This window comes from Microvirga sp. KLBC 81 (assembly GCF_003075415.1).
Lineage (GTDB): Bacteria > Pseudomonadota > Alphaproteobacteria > Rhizobiales > Beijerinckiaceae > Microvirga.
Genome location: NZ_QDAH01000234.1, coordinates 1 through 1,450 on the forward strand (window position 1 = coordinate 1; position 1,450 = coordinate 1,450).

Consider the following 1,450-nt stretch of genomic DNA (forward strand, 5'->3'; position numbering starts at 1 on the left):
TGGCCGGAGGCTGCAATGGCGGGTGCCCTCGGCCTGCGGCTGGCCGGACCGCGCATCTATGGGAATGTCCGCGTCGAAGATTGCTGGATGGGCGACGGACGTGCCGAAGCGACGGCGCAGGACATCGACAGGGCGCTCATGCTCTATCGGACGGCTTGCGGACTGTTCTTCGCCTTGGCCCTGGCCTTGATGGTGCTGACTTTGCTCATCGCGCGCTGAGCTCCAGAAGCCGGTTGCAATCCACGTGTTTCTCCAGGTGATCGGCGAAGCGGTCCAGGATATCGTCCACGAGGGCTTCGTAAACCAGATCGCTCGCCTCGGCTCCGAGAAGCCGCAGCCAGCGGGCCCTTTGGCGGTCATTGGCAAACAGGCCATGAACGTAGGTTCCGGCCACCCGCCCGTCCGCCGAGACGGCGCCGTCGAGGCGGCCATCCTCCAGCTCGGCGAACGCCTGCAGCGATGTGCTCTGTGGCGCAGTCTCGCCGACATGCATCTCATATCCCGATAAGGGGACCCGGTCCGGAATTGTAACTCCGGTGACTGCCTCCAGGCGTTTCGTTTCGGTGAGCGTGCTCGCCACATCAAGAAGCCCCAACCCTTCCACGGAGCGGCCTGCTTCACCTTCGATACCATGCGGATCGTCAATGCGTCGCCCTAGCATCTGATAGCCGCCGCACAGGCCGAGCACCCGCCCTCCCCGGCGGAGATGGGCCTTGATATCGATGTCCCACCCCTGCTCGCGGATGAACAGCAGATCGTCGATGGTGGTCTTGGAGCCGGGCAGCAGGACAAGGGCTGCTTCAGCAGGCAGCGGCTGACCTGGTTCGATCAGCGCCACATGGACACCGGGTTCCTCGCGCAGGGGATCGAGATCGTCGAAATTGGAGATGCGCGGCGTTACCGGGACGGCAATCAGAACGGTGTCAGTCCCGGACTTGACCCCGTCTCGGCGCAGGCCGAGACCGTCCTCCGCCGGAAGCCGTGCGGCGTCTGGGAAATGCGGCACAAGACCGAGCGCAGGCCAGCCGGTGCGCTCCGCAATGAAGCGCATTCCGTCATCGAACAGCGCCGGGTCGCCTCGGAAACGATTGACGATGAAGCCACACACCATGACGGCATCCGCTTCGTCGAGCACCGCCCTCGTGCCGACGAGGCTGGCGATGACCCCGCCCCGATCGATGTCGCCGACGATCACGACCGGCACTCCGGCGGTGCGGGCGAAGCCCATATTGGCAATATCGCCAGCGCGGAGATTCACCTCGGAGGCCGAACCTGCGCCCTCTACAAGGACGAGGTCGGCTTCATCGCCGAGACGCGCGAAGCTGTCGAGCACGGCAGCCATCAGGCGCGGCTTCCAGGATTGATATTCCCGCGCCTTGGCGGTCCCGATGCGACGTCCCTGCACCACCACCTGGGAACCGACCTCGCTCTGGGGCTTGAGCAGCACGGG

The 1,450-nt window shown here is 65.1% G+C and carries 2 protein-coding genes; one reads left to right on the forward strand and one right to left on the reverse strand.

All coding sequences use genetic code 11. The features are described from left to right. On the forward strand, positions 1-219 hold a 219-nt coding region (locus DC522_RS33435; protein ID WP_205769929.1), incomplete at its 5' end, for a cobalamin biosynthesis protein. On the opposite strand, the gene DC522_RS33440 is transcribed toward DC522_RS33435, so the two are convergent. Further along, positions 206-1,450 (reverse strand): cobyric acid synthase (locus tag DC522_RS33440; RefSeq protein ID WP_116532687.1); only part of this gene is annotated, 1,245 nt, incomplete at its 5' end. The genes DC522_RS33435 and DC522_RS33440 overlap by 14 nt on opposite strands.